The sequence below is a fragment of the Lederbergia lenta NBRC 16444 genome (assembly GCF_001591545.1).
Lineage (GTDB): Bacteria > Bacillota > Bacilli > Bacillales > Bacillaceae_C > Lederbergia > Lederbergia lenta.
On the sequence record NZ_BCVC01000016.1, the window covers coordinates 1 to 18,624 of the forward strand.

Here is an 18,624-nt window from a genome sequence, read left to right on the forward strand (position 1 = left end):
TAAAAAATAAAAATTGCGGGGGCAGGATTTGAACCTGCGACCTTCGGGTTATGAGCCCGACGAGCTACCGAACTGCTCCACCCCGCGACAATATAAAGTTAACTTGGTGACCCCTACGGGATTCGAACCCGTGTTACCGCCGTGAAAGGGCGGTGTCTTAACCGCTTGACCAAGGGGCCTATGTATAAAATTTCTATGGCGGAGAAGGAGGGATTTGAACCCTCGCGCCACTTACGCGACCTATGCCCTTAGCAGGGGCACCTCTTCAGCCTCTTGAGTACTTCCCCATAACTCCGCAGGTAGGATTCGAACCTACGACCGATCGGTTAACAGCCGATAGCTCTACCACTGAGCTACTGCGGAACAATTGACTCTTCCGATTATAGTTACCTATTACCAGACTGTCAAGAGATATTCGACATTTTCTTCACTTTTTTTCAAATTCAATGCAATAGCTGCTTTTAAACCTTCTCTATTATCCGTCCTCGGCACTTCCCACAAACATATCGATCCGTGTTCACTCGTCTTTTTCGTTCAAATATATAGTTACAATTGGTGCATTCATATATTCTTAGAACCCTTACTTTCGCTTCTACTACTTCAGTTAGTGGGCTGCAGTGCCTTGGCGCACCTACACTCTTTAGTAACCATCGAAAATCTTTATCTCTATGTTTATAACCTTTACCTTCTATATGAAGATGATAGTGACATAATTCATGTTTAATAATACCTTCTAATTCTTCCAATCCATGTTCCTCATAATACTTTCTATTAATTTCAATATCATGTGTAGAGAGCATATAGCGACCACCTGTCGTTCGCAGGCGAGGATTAAAATATGCATTGTGCTTAAAAGTTTTGTTGAACAGCTCATTAGAAATGCTTTCAGTCAGCATTTGTAGTTGGTCATTTGTCATCCGTCTATCCTCCAAACTATTTTGAGAACATGACAACCTATTTTACCATACATTGAAAAGAACAAATACTTACTAGGGGGTCTTTGAATGCCTACCTGGTTTCAAAGTCAAATAAAGAAAGCTTTTATGGAAAAGGACCGTCATCAAGTCAAATTACTTAATCAATGTTGGTTTTTTTATAGAAAAAAACACTGCTAACTTGAGCAGTGTTTCAAATTAAAGACCAAAGGTAATTGGAATGAGTTAACTCCAATTATCTTTTAATTTTATGTTTGAAGCATCGTTAGTGAAAGTCTACCTTTTTGCACATCTACTTTTTCAACCCAGACAGTCACGACATCACCAAGAGAGACAACATCAAGTGGATGTTTCACAAATCGATTGCTCAATTTAGAAATATGAACCAGTCCATCTTCTTTTACGCCCACATCCACGAATGCTCCAAAATCAACTACGTTCCGCACTGTACCTTGGAGCTCTGTTCCTGGCGTAAGGTCTTCCAACTTCAATAAGTCTTTCTTCAGAAGTGGTTTCGGTAATTCATCTCGCAAATCACGTCCTGGCTTCATCAGTGCATCGATTATATCTTTTAAAGTTAAAATGCCAAGCTCAAGCTCCGCAGCCAATTCGTCAACATCTATTTCTCTAAGAGCCTCAATAAGCGCTTCGGATCCAAGATCAGCCGTAGTGAAACCTAATTGTTTTAACAGTCGTTGAACCTCTCCGTAACTTTCCGGGTGAATAGGCGTTAAATCAAGTGGATCTTCTCCGTCTAAAATTCGCATAAATCCAATTGCTTGTTCATACGTTTTCGCACCAAGTCGGGGAATCTTTTTCAATTGTTTGCGGTTAGCAAACTTCCCATTTTCCTCTCGTTGCTTAACGATATTATTTGCCACCGTTTTACTAAGACCTGATACATATTGTAAAAGAGATGGTGAAGCTGTATTTACATTCACCCCTACTTGGTTTACAGCTGTTTCTACAACAAATGCAAGAGATTCATTTAACTTCTTCTGTGCAACATCATGTTGATATTGACCAACACCTACCGATTTAGGATCAATTTTTACTAATTCAGCAAGAGGGTCTTGCAATCTTCTCGCGATGGACACCGCACTTCGTTCCTCCACCTGTAAACCAGGAAACTCTTCCCTTGCAAGGTCTGATGCAGAATAAACACTGGCCCCTGCCTCATTTACAATAATGTACGCAAGATCCGTTTGTAGTTCTTTTAGTACATCAACAGTAAATCGCTCAGTTTCCTGCGATGCAGTCCCATTACCAATCGCAATTAGCTCGACACCATACTTCTTAATAGCATTCATCATCTTCTCTTTTGCCTCAGACTGTTTCGCTCTTGGTGGATGCGGATAAATAACATCTATCTCCAAGACTTTCCCAGTTTCATCGACGACAGCAAGTTTACAACCTGTTCGATACGCAGGATCTACACCAAGCACGACTTTTCCTTTTAATGGCGGTTGAAGTAAAAGATTTCTCAGATTTTCAGAAAAAATATGTATTGCCTGGTTTTCCCCTTTTTCAGTCAATTCATTTCTAAGTTCTCGTTCAATTGCAGGTTCAATTAAACGTTTATATCCATCTTCAATTGCTTCCATTACAATAGGCGCAGCATTCGCATGTTCTTTTTTTACAAATTGTCTATTTATGTAGTTCAAAATTTTATCAGCGTCTATTTTTATTGATATTCGTAAGATATCTTCTTTTTCCCCACGGTTTAATGCAAGTATTCGATGGGGGACAATTTTCTTAATAGGTTCTTCATATTCATAATACATTTCAAAGATACTCTTATCGTCTTTTTCTGTATTTTTTGCGAGTGAAGTTATTTTTCCAGATTGGAAAGTTTCCCTACGTACCCATTGGCGAATATTTGCATCATCTGAAATTCGTTCTGCAATAATATCTTGTGCGCCTTTAATAGCATCCTCTACAGTCAAAACTTCTTTTTCCGTTGAAATATATCGCTTAGCTTCTTCCTTTACGGTACATTCATCAGTAAAACTTAACAACCAATTCGCTAAAGGTTCAAGCCCCCGCTCTTTAGCTACTGTAGCTTTCGTCCGCCGCTTCTGTTTATACGGACGATATAAATCTTCTACAATTTGCAATTTTTTTGCTTTCATTATTTCTTGCTGTAATTCTTCCGTCAACTTACCTTGTTCCTCAATTAAACGAATAACATCCATTTTTCTCTGTTCAAGGTTTTGTAAATACTGCCAATTATCCAAAATTGCTTTAATTTGAACTTCATCGAGTGCCCCAGTCATTTCTTTACGATAACGCGCAATAAATGGAACTGTATTTCCCTCTTCAAGTAATGTAATTACACTTTGAATTTGCTTTTTTGCTAACTTAAGTTCTTCAGATAATTGCCTAATAAGCAATTCATCTTGTTGCTCTGTTTGAATCATGAGAGTCCCTCATTTCTCAGTATCTTATCTCCATTCTAACATATACATTAAAACTCTCTATAAAACAAATACATATCATAATAAAAAGCCTACTCAATTCAGAGCAGACTTCCTACTATAAACGTCATATCATCTGTAGCATTTTCTTGTTTTGCTTTAAGGTGATCCGTTAGTGATGAAACAGAAAGGCCGCTCCCCAGGACCGTTCGCGTATTCACGTTCGTGAAGCCATCGGAATGGATAAGAAATTTAGAATTTGGTTCGTACGAAAATTTTTGTGTGCGGAACTTTTGAGGTCTTCCTGATAGATAACCTGTCACGGGCATTGGATAAGTTAATTTTCCAGATGGAGAATAAATATAAAAGCGAATATTTCCCACGCAGCTGTATTCAAATTTCCGTTGAGCAAAATCCGCTTTAAATATAGCTACTGCTGCGCCGCGTTTCCGCAGTGAGACTTTATTGCTATAATCCATTAGAGTGTCAACACTTTCATCAAGATTGGAGCGAACGACTGAAGTAACCGCCTGGGAAGATTCATTTGCGTATTTTCCACTGCCAAGACCATCAGCAACAACACAAAGAAAATACTCTTCCGTTACTGTCATATAAAAACTATCACCACAGAAGATATTATTACCTTTGGAAGTTTGAAAACCGTGTGCTTCAAGAAATTCATTTTCAAGATGAATCATAAAGAGGTGCTCTCCGCATTTAGAGATTCTGCATGGATCGCTTCTCTTAATTTTTTAATGGCACGGCGTTGCAAACGAGATACATGCATCTGTGAGATACCAAGCATTTCCCCCGCCTCTTTCTGGCTCATATTTTCTAAATAAGTATACTGAATAATGTTTTTCTCTCTCTCTGATAAAACATGTAAGACTTTTTCCAACACAAGACGTTGGTTTACCTTTTCATAACCCGTATCTACATTTCCTACAATATCAAGTAAAGTAACAGTACTACCGTCAGAATCTGCTTCAATCGAATGATCAACAGATAGGGCCTGGTAACTTTTGCCCATCTCCATTGCTTCAAGTATTACTTCTTCTGATTCACCTAAATATGATGCAATCTCATGAATTTGAGGAGATCTCTGTAGCTCGCGCGTCAATTCCTCAACTGTATTTTTAATTTTAGGGCCTAACTCTTTAATTCTGCGAGGCACATGTACACTCCATGTTTTATCCCGCAAAAATCGCTTTATTTCGCCAATGATCGTTGGGATGGCGAAAGCTTCAAATGATTTCCCGAATGTCTCATCATACCGGCGAATTGCACCAAGGAGTCCAATAATACCGACTTGAAATATATCTTCATGAAAGGATTTTCCTTTCGAATACTTACGAGCAATAGATTCAACTAAATTCTTATAATGCAAAACAAGTTGATTTTGAGCTTCTTCATCTTCATGTAGTTGATATGCTTTAATCCACTTATTTACATCTGTTTTCGAACTATCAGGTCGAGATTGTTTCGACATTCCTCTCCACCTGCTCCCTATCGAGGTACTTCGTCATGAAAACAGTAACCCCTTCATTTTGATGAACTCTCACTTCATCCATCAAGCTTTCGATCAAGTAAAGACCTAAGCCTCCTTCTCGCAAAAATTCCAATTGGATATTTTCTTGATATGGGCCCGTCTCTTCACGAGTCTCAGTTAAATTAAAGCTTTTTCCTGAATCAGATACCATTACTTCAAGTCTTTCTGTATAAAGTGCAAATCCGACCACAACTTCTCCGCCTTCATCTTTTTTATAGGCGTGTTGAACAGCGTTGGTAATCGCTTCACTAGTCGCAATTTTCAAATCCTCAATTAAGTCATATGCAAATCCCATTCTGCTCGCAATTCCGGATAACGTTAACCGAATCACACCTACATATTCTGCTTTAGCTGGAATTTTCATTTCGATGTAGTCAAAAGCTTCTTTCATCATACTCCACCCTCTACCTCGGTATTGATGTCCATTACATCCGCTAAACCGGTAATATCAAACAAACGCTTTAGTCGATCAGTCATGCCTGTAAATTGAAGATGGCCTTCATTCGCTTTAAGTGCTTTAAATAATCCGACAAATACACCAAGACCAGTACTATCCATATAAGAAACTTCCGATAAATCAACAATCATTTTTATTCCGGCACTCTCCGCAGCCTGCATAAGCTCTTCACGCACTTGCGGAGCAGTATAAGCATCAATTTCTCCACTTAAATTTACATGTACCCCTTGGTCTTTTTCTACTATATCAATTGAAATATTCAATTATATCCACCTCTCTAGACACATTTATAATGCTTTAACTATTTACCCGAATATAAATATGATAAACCTTTTTATCGGGTTCTTTTTAAAATAATTAAAGTGAAATCATCTCGTAGTTCGAAATCTTGGATTCTTTCCAAGTCTTTATAAATATTCGTCACAATTTCTTGCACAGGGAGGTGTATATATTTGTCTATAAAACCAATTATATCTTCTCGCTCAATAAATCCATCTTCTGTCCGACATTCACTAACACCATCGGAAAAAAGAATGACCATATCACCTGGATCAACTTCTTTTTCATATTCGTTATACGTTGTCTTTTTATTAATTCCAAGCAATAATCCTTTACCGTTTAGATCTTGAAACTGTTGTGTTGCTGAATCATAGAAAAATCCCGGTTCATGACCAGCAGTCGCATAACAAAAAGTATGTTTAGCAGGATCGTAAACACCATAAAACATTGTAATAAACATGCTTGGATCTACATTTTGCTCCACTACCCTATTCAAGCTTTCGAGTATTTCACTTGGATTATGTCGGTTATCCGGCATGCTGTCCATAGCATATTTGATCATAGACATGGATAAAGCAGCCGGTATGCCTTTTCCAATAACATCTGCAATTGCTATGCCAATACGATCTCTTTCGTCCTTTACAAAATGGTGATAATCCCCATTCATTTGTCTTGCTGGCACACTAAGTGCCCCAATGTCTATATCAGCCATCTGCGGGACGGATGTTTTAAGTAAAGTTTGCTGCATAGTTGCCGCCAACTCAATTTCATTCTTTATCGCCATTTGTTCTGTTCTAAGGCTTTGATGTTCTCGATAGGCTAGTCCATATCCCATCATTACTTCCAACAATACATCAAAAGAATCTATTAACTTCTCCTGTGTCGCTTCACTGTCGACCATAATCGACTTGTGCAAACTAATTATTTCTTCTGGCGAAATATTATGTTCTATTAATTTCCTACTCAGCTTTTGGCCTTGATATAAATTTTGTTCATTTTGATTTTTTAAATAACCGCTAATAATTTCCTTGTATTTCGGTTCAAGCAAATCCCTAAACTCCACAAAGCCCACTCCTTCTACCGAATCCACTTAATTGCAGTTATCACTGTGCCTTCATCCACCTTGGATTGAATATCAAATTCATCCATCAATCGTTTAACGCCTGGTAAACCGGCTCCTAATCCACCGGATGTTGTATATCCATCTTCCATTACTCTTCGTATATCCGCTATGCCCGGGCCCTGATCTTTAGCAACGATAGTCAAGCCAAGCTTCCCATCCATAAATTCCTTTTTGATACAAACCTCGCCTTGGCCAGCATATAGAAAAATATTACGTGCCAATTCGCTAATCGCAGTCGTAATCCGAGCTTGGTCTACCGTTCTAAATCCGACCTCTTTCGCCACATTTCTACCCAACTGGCGAACAGCCACGATGTCCCATTCATTTAATATTTGTACGCAGGACTGCAGCTCCATAGGCTATTCCCCCAGTTCCTGTTGTAATTTATCTAAACCATTTTCTAGATCTAATGCGGTCATAACATCGTCTAGACGTATACCAAGTTCAATTAAGGTAATGGCAACTGCCGGCTGAATCCCGGTAATAACTACTTTAGCCCCCATCAATTTAGACATGTCTATTACATCACCAAGTACTTTAGCAATAAATGAATCAATGAAATCAATGGAGGTAATATCTATGACGATGCCTCTTGCGCTAGTTGAATGGATTTTTTGTAAAAGATCTTCCTGAAACTCTAATGCTGTTTGGTCATCAAGTTCCCATTGGATGGACACTAACAAGCAGTCTTTCAATTTCAAGATCGGTATTCTCATATTCAACGCATACCCTCCAAACTCACAATTTTTCTATTCGTAAATTCTAACGCCTTTTCAATTCCTTTTCTCAGAGTGCTTGTTGTTGTCACCTGGCTTAAATTAATCCCAAGATTAACGATCGTTTGCGCTATTTCCGGACGAATTCCAACTAGCATACATCTTGCTCCTACAAGCCTGACTGCATCTGCGGCTTGGATAATATGATGAGCAACCATTGTATCTACAACTGGAACACCAGTTATATCTATTAGGACGACATCCGCACGATGTTTGACAACCCCTGTAAGTAAATTTTCCATAATGAGTCGCGCTCTTTCTGTATCAATTGTTCCAACAAGTGGCATGATCGAAATTTTTTCGAATACTGGTATTAACGGAGCTGATAATTCCTGTAAAGCAATTTTTTGCAATGAAACTGTTTTCTCCCAAGTTTCAGAATAAATCTCTATCATCTTATTAGAAATTGGCATCATCCAGTTATCGAAGCCAATCAACATTTCATTGATTTGTTCAGCTGAAAGTTCTTTTTCTTCTATCATTCGCTCATATACAATCGTGCTAAGCACCTGCAAACCTGTAGTTATAAATGTAAGCGGCCATCCTAATCGCACAATATTCTCCGCAAAGCTTCCCATCTTTTTAGTGTATTTATCATTTGAGTCCAACACATTGGAGACAATAATACTAATGAATTCTTTGCTTGTATTATAATACATTTCATTAGAAACACTATTCGGCCCGCGTTCACTCTCTCTCTTTTTCATCTCATGCATCCAAGCTTCAAGCAAATCATCTTCATGATCTTGTATATAACGAGCAATTTTTTTATTCATTGATTCCTCTCCGTTCCTCTTTGCTAATAATATAGATAAAAACAGTCTTCTGTCATCATTTAATAGTAGCAATATTAATAGTATGAGTACAACTACAAAGTGTTAAGTTTAAATTACTTCCAATACTTACATATAGAAAAAAGCGCTCCTGCTATAGCAGAGCGCCTTAAAAATCGATGAGTCCAAGACTTATTTGTAAGGCTTCATCTACTTTTTTCATCATTTCTTCGTCAAGATGTGTAATCTTGTCTGTTAAACGTTGCTTATCAATTGTTCTAACTTGTTCTAATAATAGCACAGAGTCTCTCTCAAAACTATAACGCTTAGAATCAATCTCCACATGAGTAGGCAGTTTTGCTTTTTGTATCTGTGCTGTAATTGCAGCAACAATTACAGTAGGGCTAAAACGATTCCCAATATCATTCTGAATTACCAGCACTGGCCGGACGCCGCCTTGCTCTGAACCGACCACTGGAGATAAGTCGGCGAAATACACGTCACCACGCTTTACGGCCAAGGACTTATCCTCCGCTTACAAGCCGTTCGACTGTGTTTTCTGCCTCATATTCCGCTTGGAGAGCTTCTGATGCAATCGCCAAATTAATTTTGGCCATCTCCATATATCCGCGTCTCATGGATTCAATGATTTGGCGTTTTTTTCGCTCACGAAGATACACCTTAGTAGCACGATAAATAATTTCGCTATGATTTAGATTTTCTTGCTCTGCATAACCATCCATTTCCGCGATAAGTTGCTGCGGCAATCGTATAATAATTTCTGTTGTTGCGCTGGATTCTGACACCAACCACACCTCCACTATTACTACAAGCCAATCCTATTAATAATCAAAGTTAATCATACCATCAAATAGCCTATCTGCAAAGATAATTTCTACAATACTTCTATATAATGTCCCATGAAAAATACTGCTATTACTTGTTATTCTACTCTTATCGTAAAACTCCTTCTATATTCGCTAAAATAATTATTCTTTTCTCGACATAGAAACACTTTTCCCTACACCATTCTCTCTCACATAAACACGGGGTACTCGGGGGGTGATCAAACACGTTACCTCATAATTAATCGTTTCAAGCTTTTCAGCAATTTCATCTATTGATATAAATTGCGTTCCTTGTGCTCCTATCAATGTAATTTCTGTACCTAGGGGCATATGTCTAGGAAGCTTAACCATTGTTTGATCCATACAAATACGACCAACAATCGGTACTCTTTCTCCTTCAGCAAGCACCTCTTGTCCCTGTAACTTTCGGATCCATCCATCAGCATACCCAATCGGCACAGTAGCGATCCATTCATCAGAGGTCGCCGTGTATCCAGCCCCATACCCTACACTTTCTCCTGTACATATTTGTTTAATATGGGTTATTTTCGTATGAAGAGATAATACTTCTTTTCTTTGAAATGGAAATAATGGTTTCATTTCTTCAGATGGGGAAAGTCCATATAGCGCGATGCCTATTCTCACTGTATTAAAAATAGCATCATTATGAAAAAGAGCGGCAGCACTATTAGCAGCATGAATATATGTGGGCCTTGTCTTTAAAGAACTCAATAGACTTTTAAAGGTATTCAACTGTGTTTGGTAATAATTAGAATCGTGTTGATCGGCAGTTGCAAAATGCGTGAATATCCCTTCAAAAAACAGTTGGTTTGAAGCTAATAATATTTTTTCCATTTCACGAACTTCTGCTGATTCTTTCAATCCAATTCTCCCCATGCCAGTGTCACATTTTATATGCACGCGAAGACTATCATTAGGTGCAATCATCGGGATTGCTTCTTTTAGCCACTCGATTTGGTATACAGCAAGTGAAATATGATGTTCCGCAGCCACTCCTGCGTCCCGTGCTCTCGTTGAACCTAGCACGAGAATTGGAGCTATAATTCCACTTTTCCTTAAAGCTATTGCTTCATCGAGAAAAGCTACAACTAGTCCATGGGCACCAGCTTCTAAAACAGTAGATGCCGTCTGAATATCTCCATGGCCATATGCATTTGCCTTTACCGCTGCAAATACATTTGTGTTATCTGGTAGATGTTTACAAATAGAGACGGTATTATCGTATAAATAATCTAAATTTACTTCCGCCCATGTGTCTCGATAAGATTGCGTGGTATTGCCCAAAGTTGTCACTTCCCATTTACATTGAACTATTTATTTATTTATTATCGAACCAGCATAACCATATGTCAATTTTTTCACCAAATTTCAAAACTCAACATTCGTTAATATAAAATAAAAAAACCAGATCTCATGAAGCAAGGTCTGGTTTGATGCCATATTATTTTATATTTCCTTCTTGCACTGACTTAGCAACAGTAAGCATTTCTTCTGGACTAAGATCCGTAGATGCCAGTAAATAATCTACTCCGCCTTCACTCCATGAAATAGAATGTTCCGTCATTGCGCCAACCGCAAAGCCAAGATCGACCATCTCGCCATTACTTTCAATTACCTTCATAGACGAAGCAGGAACAATTACTGATTTTTCTTGTACAAGGGTAAAGGATTTTTCTCCACTATATGTGAGTAAGACTCGTTTGCCACCAGCTGTTTCAGTCTCTTTTTCTTCAAGTTGTGTAGTTCCGGGTATGTCCGCCATTGGATATTTAACCGTAAATTCCGCATTACTGTCATTTGCGATAACAGGAACCTCTAGCTGCGCACTCGTCATGTTTTTCTTCGTTTCAAAGGAATTCTTATCAAACTTCGCATTAAAATCCACTTTTGAAAATTGAACAGTTATTACAGCATTATGATCTGTATCCATTACTTTAACGCTTACAGGTTCCAATGTACCTTTTTGAAAAGTAATTTCTTGCGATGGAAGCATTTTGTTATTTTGATAACGCGTCTTTGTCTCAAATACATAATGCTCTTTCGTAGCAGTAAATTTAGCTTCTTTATCATCCATAACATCTTTTACAAGTGATTCATACAAGTAGGCTTGACTGCTATTTTGTGGCCAATCGCTCTGAAATCGGTAACTTTTGTTGAGAGCTGGAGTAAGTACATATACACCACTTTTATTACGGAGTATCATCTGACTTTGATCTTTCTTGTCATTTTTCAAAAGCACTCGGTAGTCGCCTGGTTTATGATGCCAGACATCAACCTCATACGACTGTGGTTCCGTTCCAACAGTCAACGTCATTTCCGCTGTAGCCTTATACCCCTTTATATCTCCTACCTTCTTATCCAACCCTTTTACTACATCTTCTTGCGATTTTGATCCACAGGCAGAAAGCACAACAATAGCAGCTAACATAGCTGATACAAGCCATATCCCCTTTCGCATTCCTTCAACCCCTTCGTTGTCTCATTTGAACATGAATAGAAGAGAGAGGGCAAGGCTACCTTAGGTTTGCACAAAATCCATTGTATTCCGCGAGCCGCTCCGCACAACGTGGCAATCACAAAGGCACCTAGCCTTGTCTCTTCTGACGCATTAAAAATATATGAGACAACCACAAGCAATATACCCAAAAGATAGAAATCCTGAGATGCTTGGCACAAAACAAAAATAAGTTAGATACGCTTCCCCACTCAAAACGCTTAAACTATTTCCTTTCAATAATCACTTGTGCAGCTGCATGTGTTTTAGTATGAGTAATTGAAACATGAATTTGATTCTCAGTTGGCTTCACAATCCACGGCTTCCCCTTTTCATCTGAGGTAATTTCGATATCTTGAAATGATAACTCTTTACCAATTCCAGTTCCTATCGCCTTTGAATACGCCTCTTTCGCCGCAAATCTACCTGCTAAGAATTCTGTCTTTCTTTTTTCGCTTAATGTATCATATAATTGCCATTCAGTTTCCGTTAGTATTCTTTTCGGAAACCGTGCTTGTCTCTTCCTTAACTTTTCTATTCTATGGGTTTCCACAAGATCTAAACCTATCCCGATAATCATCTGTTATTCCCCCTTCTAAAAACTTGTATATGTTCATATATTTGACTATAAAGTTGTCCAAAGTCGCTTCATCCTTTAATCTAAGTACAGATATATCGATGGCGAAAGGAGCAATCATTATGTTTGTTAGAACCGAAAGCTTTGGACAATTCTTGAAATCTTACCCTGTAATTTCTACCATTATTGCTATTCAGGTCATCCTTTGGCTTATGATGCATGCACCATTCTTATCACACAATCCAATCTTTGAGTTATTGGCTGGCGTAAATGTTTTAATCACGAATGGAGAGTATTGGCGTTTGATTACTCCTATCTTTATGCACGTAGACTTTTCCCACTTATTTTTCAATTCTTTTTCTCTGATTCTATTTGGCCCCGCATTGGAACGTGCTGCCGGAAAGGTATATTTCTTAATCTTATATTTCGCTTGCGGAATAGGTGCGAATATCGCAACATTATTCATACAACCACCATACTATGTCCATATCGGAGCTAGTGGAGCGATCTTTGGGTTATTCGGTGTTTATATTGCGGTGTTCTTATTTAACAAAGAATTGATGCCTACACAAGGCAGACAAGTCATTATACCTATCGTCGTAATTAGCGTGATCATGACCTTCTTTCAATCAGGAGTAAATATAACCGGTCATATCTTCGGATTAATTAGCGGTATTCTAATCGGCAAACTACTCGTCCAGCTACAAAAAATAAACTTTTACAAATCATATTAAGAAAAGCAGAGACGCCTTGATTGTCGACGTTTCTAATGGATGTGGCATACTTAGTCGACGATCATCTTCAACGTGATATAGGAAACACGAAAAGCCGAAGGCGGATCAATGTTGACTTATATCGTAAGGAGAAGTCCTGAAATCTGCTGGGCAATAGGCGTTGAAGCTAGACAATTAAGAAAAACGGAAACGCCTTGAACATCGACGTACATTTTCGCGTAATAAAGGAAAAACATAGACAACGAAATCTGAGCGCCACTAGACATGGTGTTTAGAATGAAAAACCCAAGACATTTATTCACTTTTCTTGGGTTCTTCATTATTCACGATTTGTTCTTTCGGTATGTACCATTTATAGATAAATTCTGCATCTTTCTTGTCTATATGTGTAACACCAGCTCCAGCGTTCCCACCACTCATGACAGCTGTGCTTACTGTAGCTAGGTCTGCACGGTTTTGAAACCAATTCACTGTCACATCCATTGATTGCATGCGATTTTTCCGTAATAATACGGTTTGTTGTTCTAAAACCCTATATCTAAGCGCAAGTTGATCTCCCTTTATATTCCATCCGGCCGACTGATATCGAAATACGCCTAATATCCATGCTAAAGGAATCAAAATTATTGCTATGGCACCATACGGCCATAGCCAAATCGTTAATCCGGCCGCAACAACAGCTGCTTGGATTAAATTCACAAAGTAAAAACGTCGTTTTGCCCTTTTCGGTGGAGGAGTGAAATCAACATGAAACGAATAATCTACAAGCGCATCTTCAAGATGAGAAGCAATAGCTTGTTTCTTAATAACAGGCATTATCAAGCCCTCTGTCTTTTCATCGGCACTCGATCCTCCAGCATATTCCACCACAACGCTTGCGTAACCAAAAGGCTGACGTAATGGACTTTCTATCATTCGAATCGCTTGTATCCTTCGAATGGGGATCGTCGTCGTTCGCTTCTCAAGTAAACCACGCGTAATAACAAAATCATCTTCAGTATGCTTCAACGTAAAATCATTATATTTTAAATAAGTCATAATAACAGATAAGATCCAGGCCAATAAAAGTGCCGCAAACACAATGGCTCCAACAATAAAATAGCCAGCTCGTACTACTTGTTCCATTTCTTTAAATATTTTATCGAAAGGGATCAATTCATCAAATTGAGCCGCAAAGGCAAGGACAGCCGAAATTACGAGCCCTGCCCTTCCTGAAGTAGAAGCAAAAAACATTAGTTGTCGTTGCGTTATTTTGTATAAAACTGTTTCTTTTGTTTCTATTTCAGTCTCATCCAGAGCTATATTTCCAGTGTTTTTAGCTTCGGCAATAACTCTTTTAAGAGCAAATGCTGCTTCTTTGTCAATGGCAGTCATTTCCGCCTCAGCGGTTTTATCATTACCACCAGCGGTTTCTACATTCACCTTCACAAGTCCAAATGGTCTATGTAAAATACTTTCTGAAAAATCCAAGCTTTGAATTCTTTCAAACGGAATATATCTCTTCTTTTTGATAAATAAGCCATGCTCTATTCGAAGTTCCATATCTTCCACTCTATATGTGTATCTTGACCATTTTATAATACTTAAAACGGTCGTAAATAAAATAACAAGCCCTATACCTATCCATGGGGCATAATCCCAAAGCGTGCCGGTTTTCTCATCATTCCTCATAAATACAAAAAACCAGAGGACCAGTGGGAAAATCACTTGCTTTAAGAAAGATAAAAACTCAAAAATAATAGAAATTGGATGCAAGCGCTTCGGGTCAGACATCATCTTCAGCCACCCTCGCCAATCTTGAAATAGCATGTCGTAATTCTTCCGCTTCCACCATATTCACTGCGGGAATTTCATGCTTCGTAGCAGCAGTTGTAATTTCAATTGTCGCAAGTTGATATTTGCGTAAAAGTGGTCCCTGAAGTGTGTCTACATGCTGAACACGGACCATAGGCACGAGCGTCCTTTTAATGATCCAGATTCCATGTTGTAGTTCGATCTCCTGCTCTCTCACTTCATAACGCCAACGTTTCCACCTTAAAGAAGGGAGAATTTTCACCATAAAAATGGTAAAAAGCACGGAAACAATTGTAGCGATCCCTACATATAAAAATGACCATTCAAAAATATAAGACATAATTCCATATACAATAATAGGTATCCATAGTAGTCCAGAAATAATCATCCCTACGATACGCCATACCTTCAAGCCCTTTTCTGAGATCTGATTTTTAGGCTCTCCTATGCTCATCCATTTACCTCCATTGAGTATTATATGTAGAATCCAATATGCATATATACGATTCAGATTTTCATTAGTTTCAAAAAACATAAAGAAAAAAACGCAAGCATCCATGAGATTTATAATTTTCTTAGCACAAAAAAAGCAACCGGTGTGTCCGATTGCTTTCCTCATACTATGGAACATACCACAGTTCTTCATGATCGCTTACGCTTTTTGAGCGAACTCTATATAATATTAGAAAAATGGTAGGCATATCGTATATGCCTTTACCATTCTGCCCTCTTCTTGTGGGCCTCCGCTCTTTTCGCGTGAGCGGATCCTTCGTTTATGGTCTTCTGCCACCTGTACGACGCTGTGGTTTACGATTACCTTTATATGATGACTGATGGTTTGGCTTCCCACCACGTCTGTTACGGTTACCGCCACCATGCCCCTCACCTTTTGATGGAAGTGGACGCTCTGCTGTAATATGAACAGGAGTTTTATCCGGCTCTTTCGTTAATGCTTTTAAAGCTGCTGCAACGATTGTAATAGCATCTCCGTGCTGAGTCATTAAATCATTTGCCGCTGCTGTATACTCTTCTAACTTACCTTCTTTAATGGCTTCTTCGATCTTATCCATTGTAATCTTTTGCTGACCTTCCAAAGCTTCATCCCATGTTGGTGGACGCATTGGTTGCATACGTTTCTTCGTTGTAGCCTCAACCGTACGTAAATATCCCATTTCGCGTGGGCTCACAAACGTTATAGCCATACCTTCTTTACCTGCACGGCCAGTTCTACCAATTCTGTGAACATAACTTTCAGGGTCTTGCGGAATATCGTAGTTGTATACATGTGTAACACCAGAAATATCTAGACCGCGTGCTGCAACATCTGTTGCTACAAGAACATCTACTTTACCGTCTTTGAATTTTTTCAAGACAGACATACGTTTTGCTTGCGTAAGATCCCCGTGGATACCTTCAGCAGTATATCCTCTAAGCGTTAGAGCATTAGCAAGTTCATCTACACGACGTTTCGTACGGCCAAATACAATCGCCAATTCAGGTGAATGAACATCAATTAGACGTGACAAGACATCGAACTTTTCTCTTTCAGGAACTTTTACAAAGAATTGCTCGATTAAAGGAACTGTCATCTCTTTCGCTTCTACTTTAACCACTTCAGGGTCTTTCATGAATCTAGATGCGATTCGACGAATCGGTGTTGGCATCGTTGCAGAAAATAGTAAAGTTTGTCTTTCTGCAGGAACCGTTTCAAGAATGGACTCGATATCGTCAATGAATCCCATATTTAACATTTCATCTGCTTCATCAAGAATCAGCGTATGAACATTTCCAAGTTTTAGGGTACGACGATTAATATGGTCAAGAATACGACCAGGTGTACCAACAATAATGTGTGGGCCTTTTTTCAACGCTCTGATTTGACGTTGAATGTCTGAACCGCCATAAATCGCTAGTACTTTTGCTCGCGCATCTGCCCCAATTTTATAAAGCTCTTCTGATACTTGGATAGCAAGTTCACGTGTTGGTGCAATAATAATTCCTTGCACATGTGATGCTTTAATATCTAGTTTTTCAATGAGCGGAATACCGAAAGCAGCAGTTTTACCCGTACCTGTTTGTGCTTGCCCAATTATATCTTTTCCTTCCAAGCCTAGTGGAATGGTCTTTGCTTGTATTGGTGTCGCTTCTTCAAAGCCCATTCTATGAACGGCTTTTAAAATTGGCTGACTTAAATTTAAATCTGAAAACTTCGTCAATGCTTCTCAATCTCCTTTTAATTCCTCGATTTGAGACATTTGTCTCGCCAGAAATAATTCCTGGTATCTTGTTTAGGTGTAACTCTTCTTAAAAGAGCTGCTGCGAAAAATTGTAAACGATAACGACAATTCTACCATTAATTACTTACAAATACAATGTGGTCTCCACACTGTTCGTGTGAATTACGGCATTCATTACCATTTATTTTTTTCTATACTTATTGTATTTGTTCACTAACAGTAAGTGCATCTACAGTTTCTTCCAGCCTCATACCTCGGGAAGCTTTTACTAATATAATTTCACTGCCATTAGATTTTTCTTTTATTGCATCTGCAAGTTTTTCTTTATCAGTAAAATGGAAAATGCGCGACTCCGAGAAATGTTTCTTTGCTCCCTCTCCTATATATTTTCCGAGTTTCCCATATGTAAACACATATTTTATTTTATCTGGATTAATTTCTTCTCCGACCTGCTCATGATATACTATTTCATTTTCCCCAAGTTCCAGCATATCACCTAATACAAGTATTTTCTCCCGCCCAGCATCCATATGTTCAACCATCGATATCACTGCGCGAGTTGCTGTGGGGCTAGAATTATAAGCATCATTTAAAATACGCGTTCCATTTAAACCATCTCGCCATTCCATTCTCATGTTTGATAATTTTACTGCTTCCAATCCTCTTCTTACAGCATCTTCTTCCATAGAAAATTCTTTAGCAGCAAGCATAATAGCCAAGGAGTTGAATATATTATGCTTACCTGGAATTGGGAGGTTAAGTGGTTCCTCGGCCATACCACGCACTAAAAAGCGACTTCCAAATTCATTCATTTCAATATCTTCAGGATATAAATCATTTTCACATGTTGCCCCGAAAGTACATGTGCGAATTTGTTTTATACCACTAACCCTCTTAACAAGTAACGGCTCGTTTCCAGGATAAATCAACAGTCCACCCTTTGGTAAACCTTCGACAATCTCCAATTTGGCATTTGCGATTGCCTCCCGTGAACCGAGATCCTGCATATGTGCTTCTCCTATGTTAGTGATAATCGCAACGTCAGGACGGGCAAGCTTTGTCAATAAAGCTATTTCACCTTTTCCACTCATTCCCATTTCAAGAATACCAATTTCTGTTGCTTCATCCATTGTAAGTACAGTTAGTGGAAGTCCAATATGATTGTTGAAATTGCCTTCTGTTTTATGAACTTTAAACGTTTCAGAGAAAACAGCTGCACCGATATCCTTCGTTGTCGTCTTCCCATTACTACCAGTAATAGCAATTATTTTTGCCGTAAGATCATTTCGGTATGATTGAGCAAGTTCTTGCAAAGCGAGTAGTGTGTCTTCAACAATCAACACAGGCATGTCCTCAGGTGGATTCGGAACATCTTTTTGCCATAAAACTGCCGCTGCGCCATTTTGAATGGCAGTTTCTACATATTGATGACCATCTGTTTGCTCGCCTTTAAATGGGATAAATAGATTTCCAGGACTGATTTTTCTAGTATCAATGCTAACTCCCTTAATGCGTATATTTTGAAACGTTGATACATCATTTTCCACTTTCATCATAGAAGCCAACTGCATAATCATTCTTTCAATCACAATAATCCCCCCACACTTATG

The 18,624-nt window shown here is 38.6% G+C and carries 21 protein-coding genes and 4 tRNA genes; 2 read left to right on the forward strand and 23 right to left on the reverse strand.

Features of this window, described 5'->3' with window-relative positions; translation table 11 throughout:
- Window positions 1-13: 13 nt before the first annotated feature.
- The 5 genes from BLE01S_RS19820 to BLE01S_RS19840 all read right to left on the reverse strand — a co-directional run bounded on the left by BLE01S_RS19820 (window position 14) and on the right by BLE01S_RS19840 (window position 917).
- Window positions 14-87, reverse strand: a tRNA-Met gene (locus BLE01S_RS19820).
- A gap of 17 nt (window positions 88-104) precedes the next feature.
- A tRNA-Glu gene (locus BLE01S_RS19825) sits at window positions 105-179 on the reverse strand.
- A gap of 17 nt (window positions 180-196) precedes the next feature.
- A tRNA-Ser gene (locus BLE01S_RS19830) sits at window positions 197-287 on the reverse strand.
- A 4-nt stretch (window positions 288-291) separates the two neighbouring features.
- Window positions 292-363 (reverse strand) — tRNA-Asn (locus tag BLE01S_RS19835).
- Between the two features lie 98 nt (window positions 364-461).
- Window positions 462-917, reverse strand: a complete 456-nt coding sequence (locus BLE01S_RS19840; RefSeq protein ID WP_066146679.1) for a SprT family protein — start codon at window positions 915-917, stop codon at window positions 462-464.
- A gap of 87 nt (window positions 918-1,004) precedes the next feature.
- Here BLE01S_RS19840 and cmpA point away from each other — a divergent pair, with 87 nt between their 5' ends.
- On the forward strand, window positions 1,005-1,115 hold the full coding sequence (gene cmpA, locus BLE01S_RS20930) for a cortex morphogenetic protein CmpA (RefSeq protein ID WP_111703396.1): 111 nt from the start codon (window positions 1,005-1,007) through the stop codon (window positions 1,113-1,115).
- Between the two features lie 68 nt (window positions 1,116-1,183).
- On the opposite strand, the gene BLE01S_RS19845 is transcribed toward cmpA, so the two are convergent.
- The 14 genes from BLE01S_RS19845 to acpS form a co-directional block, all read right to left on the reverse strand.
- Complete coding sequence (locus BLE01S_RS19845) at window positions 1,184-3,355, reverse strand: Tex family protein (RefSeq protein ID WP_066146682.1); 2,172 nt, start codon at window positions 3,353-3,355, stop codon at window positions 1,184-1,186.
- Between the two features lie 98 nt (window positions 3,356-3,453).
- Window positions 3,454-4,050: a PP2C family serine/threonine-protein phosphatase gene (locus tag BLE01S_RS19850; RefSeq protein WP_066146685.1), complete on the reverse strand. Its 597-nt coding sequence runs from the start codon at window positions 4,048-4,050 to the stop codon at window positions 3,454-3,456.
- Complete coding sequence (gene sigB, locus BLE01S_RS19855; protein WP_066146688.1) at window positions 4,047-4,841, reverse strand: RNA polymerase sigma factor SigB; 795 nt, start codon at window positions 4,839-4,841, stop codon at window positions 4,047-4,049. Before sigB ends, BLE01S_RS19850 begins: the two co-directional genes overlap by 4 nt.
- Window positions 4,819-5,292 (reverse strand): anti-sigma B factor RsbW, encoded by a 474-nt coding sequence (rsbW, locus tag BLE01S_RS19860; protein ID WP_066146758.1) that lies wholly within the window; start codon window positions 5,290-5,292, stop codon window positions 4,819-4,821. Before rsbW ends, sigB begins: the two co-directional genes overlap by 23 nt.
- Window positions 5,292-5,621, reverse strand: a complete 330-nt coding sequence (locus BLE01S_RS19865) for an STAS domain-containing protein (protein WP_066146690.1) — start codon at window positions 5,619-5,621, stop codon at window positions 5,292-5,294. Before BLE01S_RS19865 ends, rsbW begins: the two co-directional genes overlap by 1 nt.
- A 71-nt stretch (window positions 5,622-5,692) precedes the next feature.
- Entirely contained in the window at window positions 5,693-6,700 is a 1,008-nt protein-coding gene (locus BLE01S_RS19870) for a PP2C family protein-serine/threonine phosphatase (RefSeq protein WP_066146692.1), read from the reverse strand.
- Between the two features lie 14 nt (window positions 6,701-6,714).
- Entirely contained in the window at window positions 6,715-7,116 is a 402-nt protein-coding gene (locus tag BLE01S_RS19875) for an anti-sigma regulatory factor (RefSeq protein WP_066146695.1), read from the reverse strand.
- Window positions 7,117-7,119: 3 nt separating this feature from the next.
- On the reverse strand, window positions 7,120-7,476 hold the full coding sequence (locus BLE01S_RS19880; RefSeq protein ID WP_066146760.1) for an STAS domain-containing protein: 357 nt from the start codon (window positions 7,474-7,476) through the stop codon (window positions 7,120-7,122).
- Between the two features lie 2 nt (window positions 7,477-7,478).
- On the reverse strand, window positions 7,479-8,312 hold the full coding sequence (rsbRA, locus tag BLE01S_RS19885) for an RsbT co-antagonist protein RsbRA (RefSeq protein ID WP_066146700.1): 834 nt from the start codon (window positions 8,310-8,312) through the stop codon (window positions 7,479-7,481).
- Window positions 8,313-8,478: 166 nt separating this feature from the next.
- The gene (locus BLE01S_RS19890) at window positions 8,479-8,829 is read right to left on the reverse strand and encodes a type II toxin-antitoxin system PemK/MazF family toxin (RefSeq protein WP_066146703.1); all 351 of its coding nucleotides are present in this window, start codon (window positions 8,827-8,829) and stop codon (window positions 8,479-8,481) included.
- A gap of 4 nt (window positions 8,830-8,833) precedes the next feature.
- Window positions 8,834-9,115 (reverse strand): CopG family ribbon-helix-helix protein, encoded by a 282-nt coding sequence (locus BLE01S_RS19895; protein WP_066146706.1) that lies wholly within the window; start codon window positions 9,113-9,115, stop codon window positions 8,834-8,836.
- A 183-nt stretch (window positions 9,116-9,298) separates the two neighbouring features.
- Complete coding sequence (alr, locus tag BLE01S_RS19900; protein WP_066146709.1) at window positions 9,299-10,462, reverse strand: alanine racemase; 1,164 nt, start codon at window positions 10,460-10,462, stop codon at window positions 9,299-9,301.
- Between the two features lie 157 nt (window positions 10,463-10,619).
- Window positions 10,620-11,636, reverse strand: a complete 1,017-nt coding sequence (locus BLE01S_RS19905) for a LolA family protein (protein WP_066146713.1) — start codon at window positions 11,634-11,636, stop codon at window positions 10,620-10,622.
- Between the two features lie 262 nt (window positions 11,637-11,898).
- Window positions 11,899-12,252, reverse strand: a complete 354-nt coding sequence (gene acpS, locus BLE01S_RS19910) for a holo-ACP synthase (RefSeq protein WP_066146714.1) — start codon at window positions 12,250-12,252, stop codon at window positions 11,899-11,901.
- A gap of 119 nt (window positions 12,253-12,371) precedes the next feature.
- Between acpS and BLE01S_RS19915 the strand changes: the two genes are divergently transcribed.
- Complete coding sequence (locus tag BLE01S_RS19915; protein WP_066146717.1) at window positions 12,372-12,983, forward strand: rhomboid family intramembrane serine protease; 612 nt, start codon at window positions 12,372-12,374, stop codon at window positions 12,981-12,983.
- Window positions 12,984-13,277: 294 nt separating this feature from the next.
- Here BLE01S_RS19915 and BLE01S_RS19920 read toward each other — a convergent pair whose 3' ends face one another.
- The 4 genes from BLE01S_RS19920 to BLE01S_RS19935 form a co-directional block, all read right to left on the reverse strand.
- A complete protein-coding gene (locus tag BLE01S_RS19920) occupies window positions 13,278-14,759 on the reverse strand; it encodes a PH domain-containing protein (protein WP_231955889.1) in 1,482 nt (493 codons plus the stop codon).
- The gene (locus tag BLE01S_RS19925) at window positions 14,749-15,231 is read right to left on the reverse strand and encodes a PH domain-containing protein (protein ID WP_066146721.1); all 483 of its coding nucleotides are present in this window, start codon (window positions 15,229-15,231) and stop codon (window positions 14,749-14,751) included. Before BLE01S_RS19925 ends, BLE01S_RS19920 begins: the two co-directional genes overlap by 11 nt.
- A 319-nt stretch (window positions 15,232-15,550) precedes the next feature.
- On the reverse strand, window positions 15,551-16,993 hold the full coding sequence (gene cshA, locus BLE01S_RS19930) for a degradosome RNA helicase CshA (protein WP_066146725.1): 1,443 nt from the start codon (window positions 16,991-16,993) through the stop codon (window positions 15,551-15,553).
- A 218-nt stretch (window positions 16,994-17,211) separates the two neighbouring features.
- The gene (locus tag BLE01S_RS19935; protein ID WP_066146728.1) at window positions 17,212-18,603 is read right to left on the reverse strand and encodes a UDP-N-acetylmuramoyl-tripeptide--D-alanyl-D-alanine ligase; all 1,392 of its coding nucleotides are present in this window, start codon (window positions 18,601-18,603) and stop codon (window positions 17,212-17,214) included.
- Window positions 18,604-18,624: the final 21 nt, after the last annotated feature.

Bases quoted from the DNA above. Each gene is read 5' to 3' on its own strand.
- BLE01S_RS19840 (WP_066146679.1), bottom strand. From the start codon at position 917: ATGACAAATGACCAACTACAAATGCTGACTGAAAGCATTTCTAATGAG.
- cmpA (WP_111703396.1), top strand. From the start codon at position 1,005: ATGCCTACCTGGTTTCAAAGTCAAATAAAGAAAGCTTTTATGGAAAAG.
- BLE01S_RS19845 (WP_066146682.1), bottom strand. From the start codon at position 3,355: ATGATTCAAACAGAGCAACAAGATGAATTGCTTATTAGGCAATTATCT.
- BLE01S_RS19850 (WP_066146685.1), bottom strand. From the start codon at position 4,050: ATGATTCATCTTGAAAATGAATTTCTTGAAGCACACGGTTTTCAAACT.
- sigB (WP_066146688.1), bottom strand. From the start codon at position 4,841: ATGTCGAAACAATCTCGACCTGATAGTTCGAAAACAGATGTAAATAAG.
- rsbW (WP_066146758.1), bottom strand. From the start codon at position 5,292: ATGAAAGAAGCTTTTGACTACATCGAAATGAAAATTCCAGCTAAAGCA.
- BLE01S_RS19875 (WP_066146695.1), bottom strand. From the start codon at position 7,116: ATGGAGCTGCAGTCCTGCGTACAAATATTAAATGAATGGGACATCGTG.
- BLE01S_RS19880 (WP_066146760.1), bottom strand. From the start codon at position 7,476: ATGAGAATACCGATCTTGAAATTGAAAGACTGCTTGTTAGTGTCCATC.
- rsbRA (WP_066146700.1), bottom strand. From the start codon at position 8,312: ATGAATAAAAAAATTGCTCGTTATATACAAGATCATGAAGATGATTTG.
- BLE01S_RS19905 (WP_066146713.1), bottom strand. From the start codon at position 11,636: ATGCGAAAGGGGATATGGCTTGTATCAGCTATGTTAGCTGCTATTGTT.
- acpS (WP_066146714.1), bottom strand. From the start codon at position 12,252: ATGATTATCGGGATAGGTTTAGATCTTGTGGAAACCCATAGAATAGAA.
- BLE01S_RS19915 (WP_066146717.1), top strand. From the start codon at position 12,372: ATGTTTGTTAGAACCGAAAGCTTTGGACAATTCTTGAAATCTTACCCT.
- BLE01S_RS19920 (WP_231955889.1), bottom strand. From the start codon at position 14,759: ATGATGTCTGACCCGAAGCGCTTGCATCCAATTTCTATTATTTTTGAG.
- BLE01S_RS19925 (WP_066146721.1), bottom strand. From the start codon at position 15,231: ATGAGCATAGGAGAGCCTAAAAATCAGATCTCAGAAAAGGGCTTGAAG.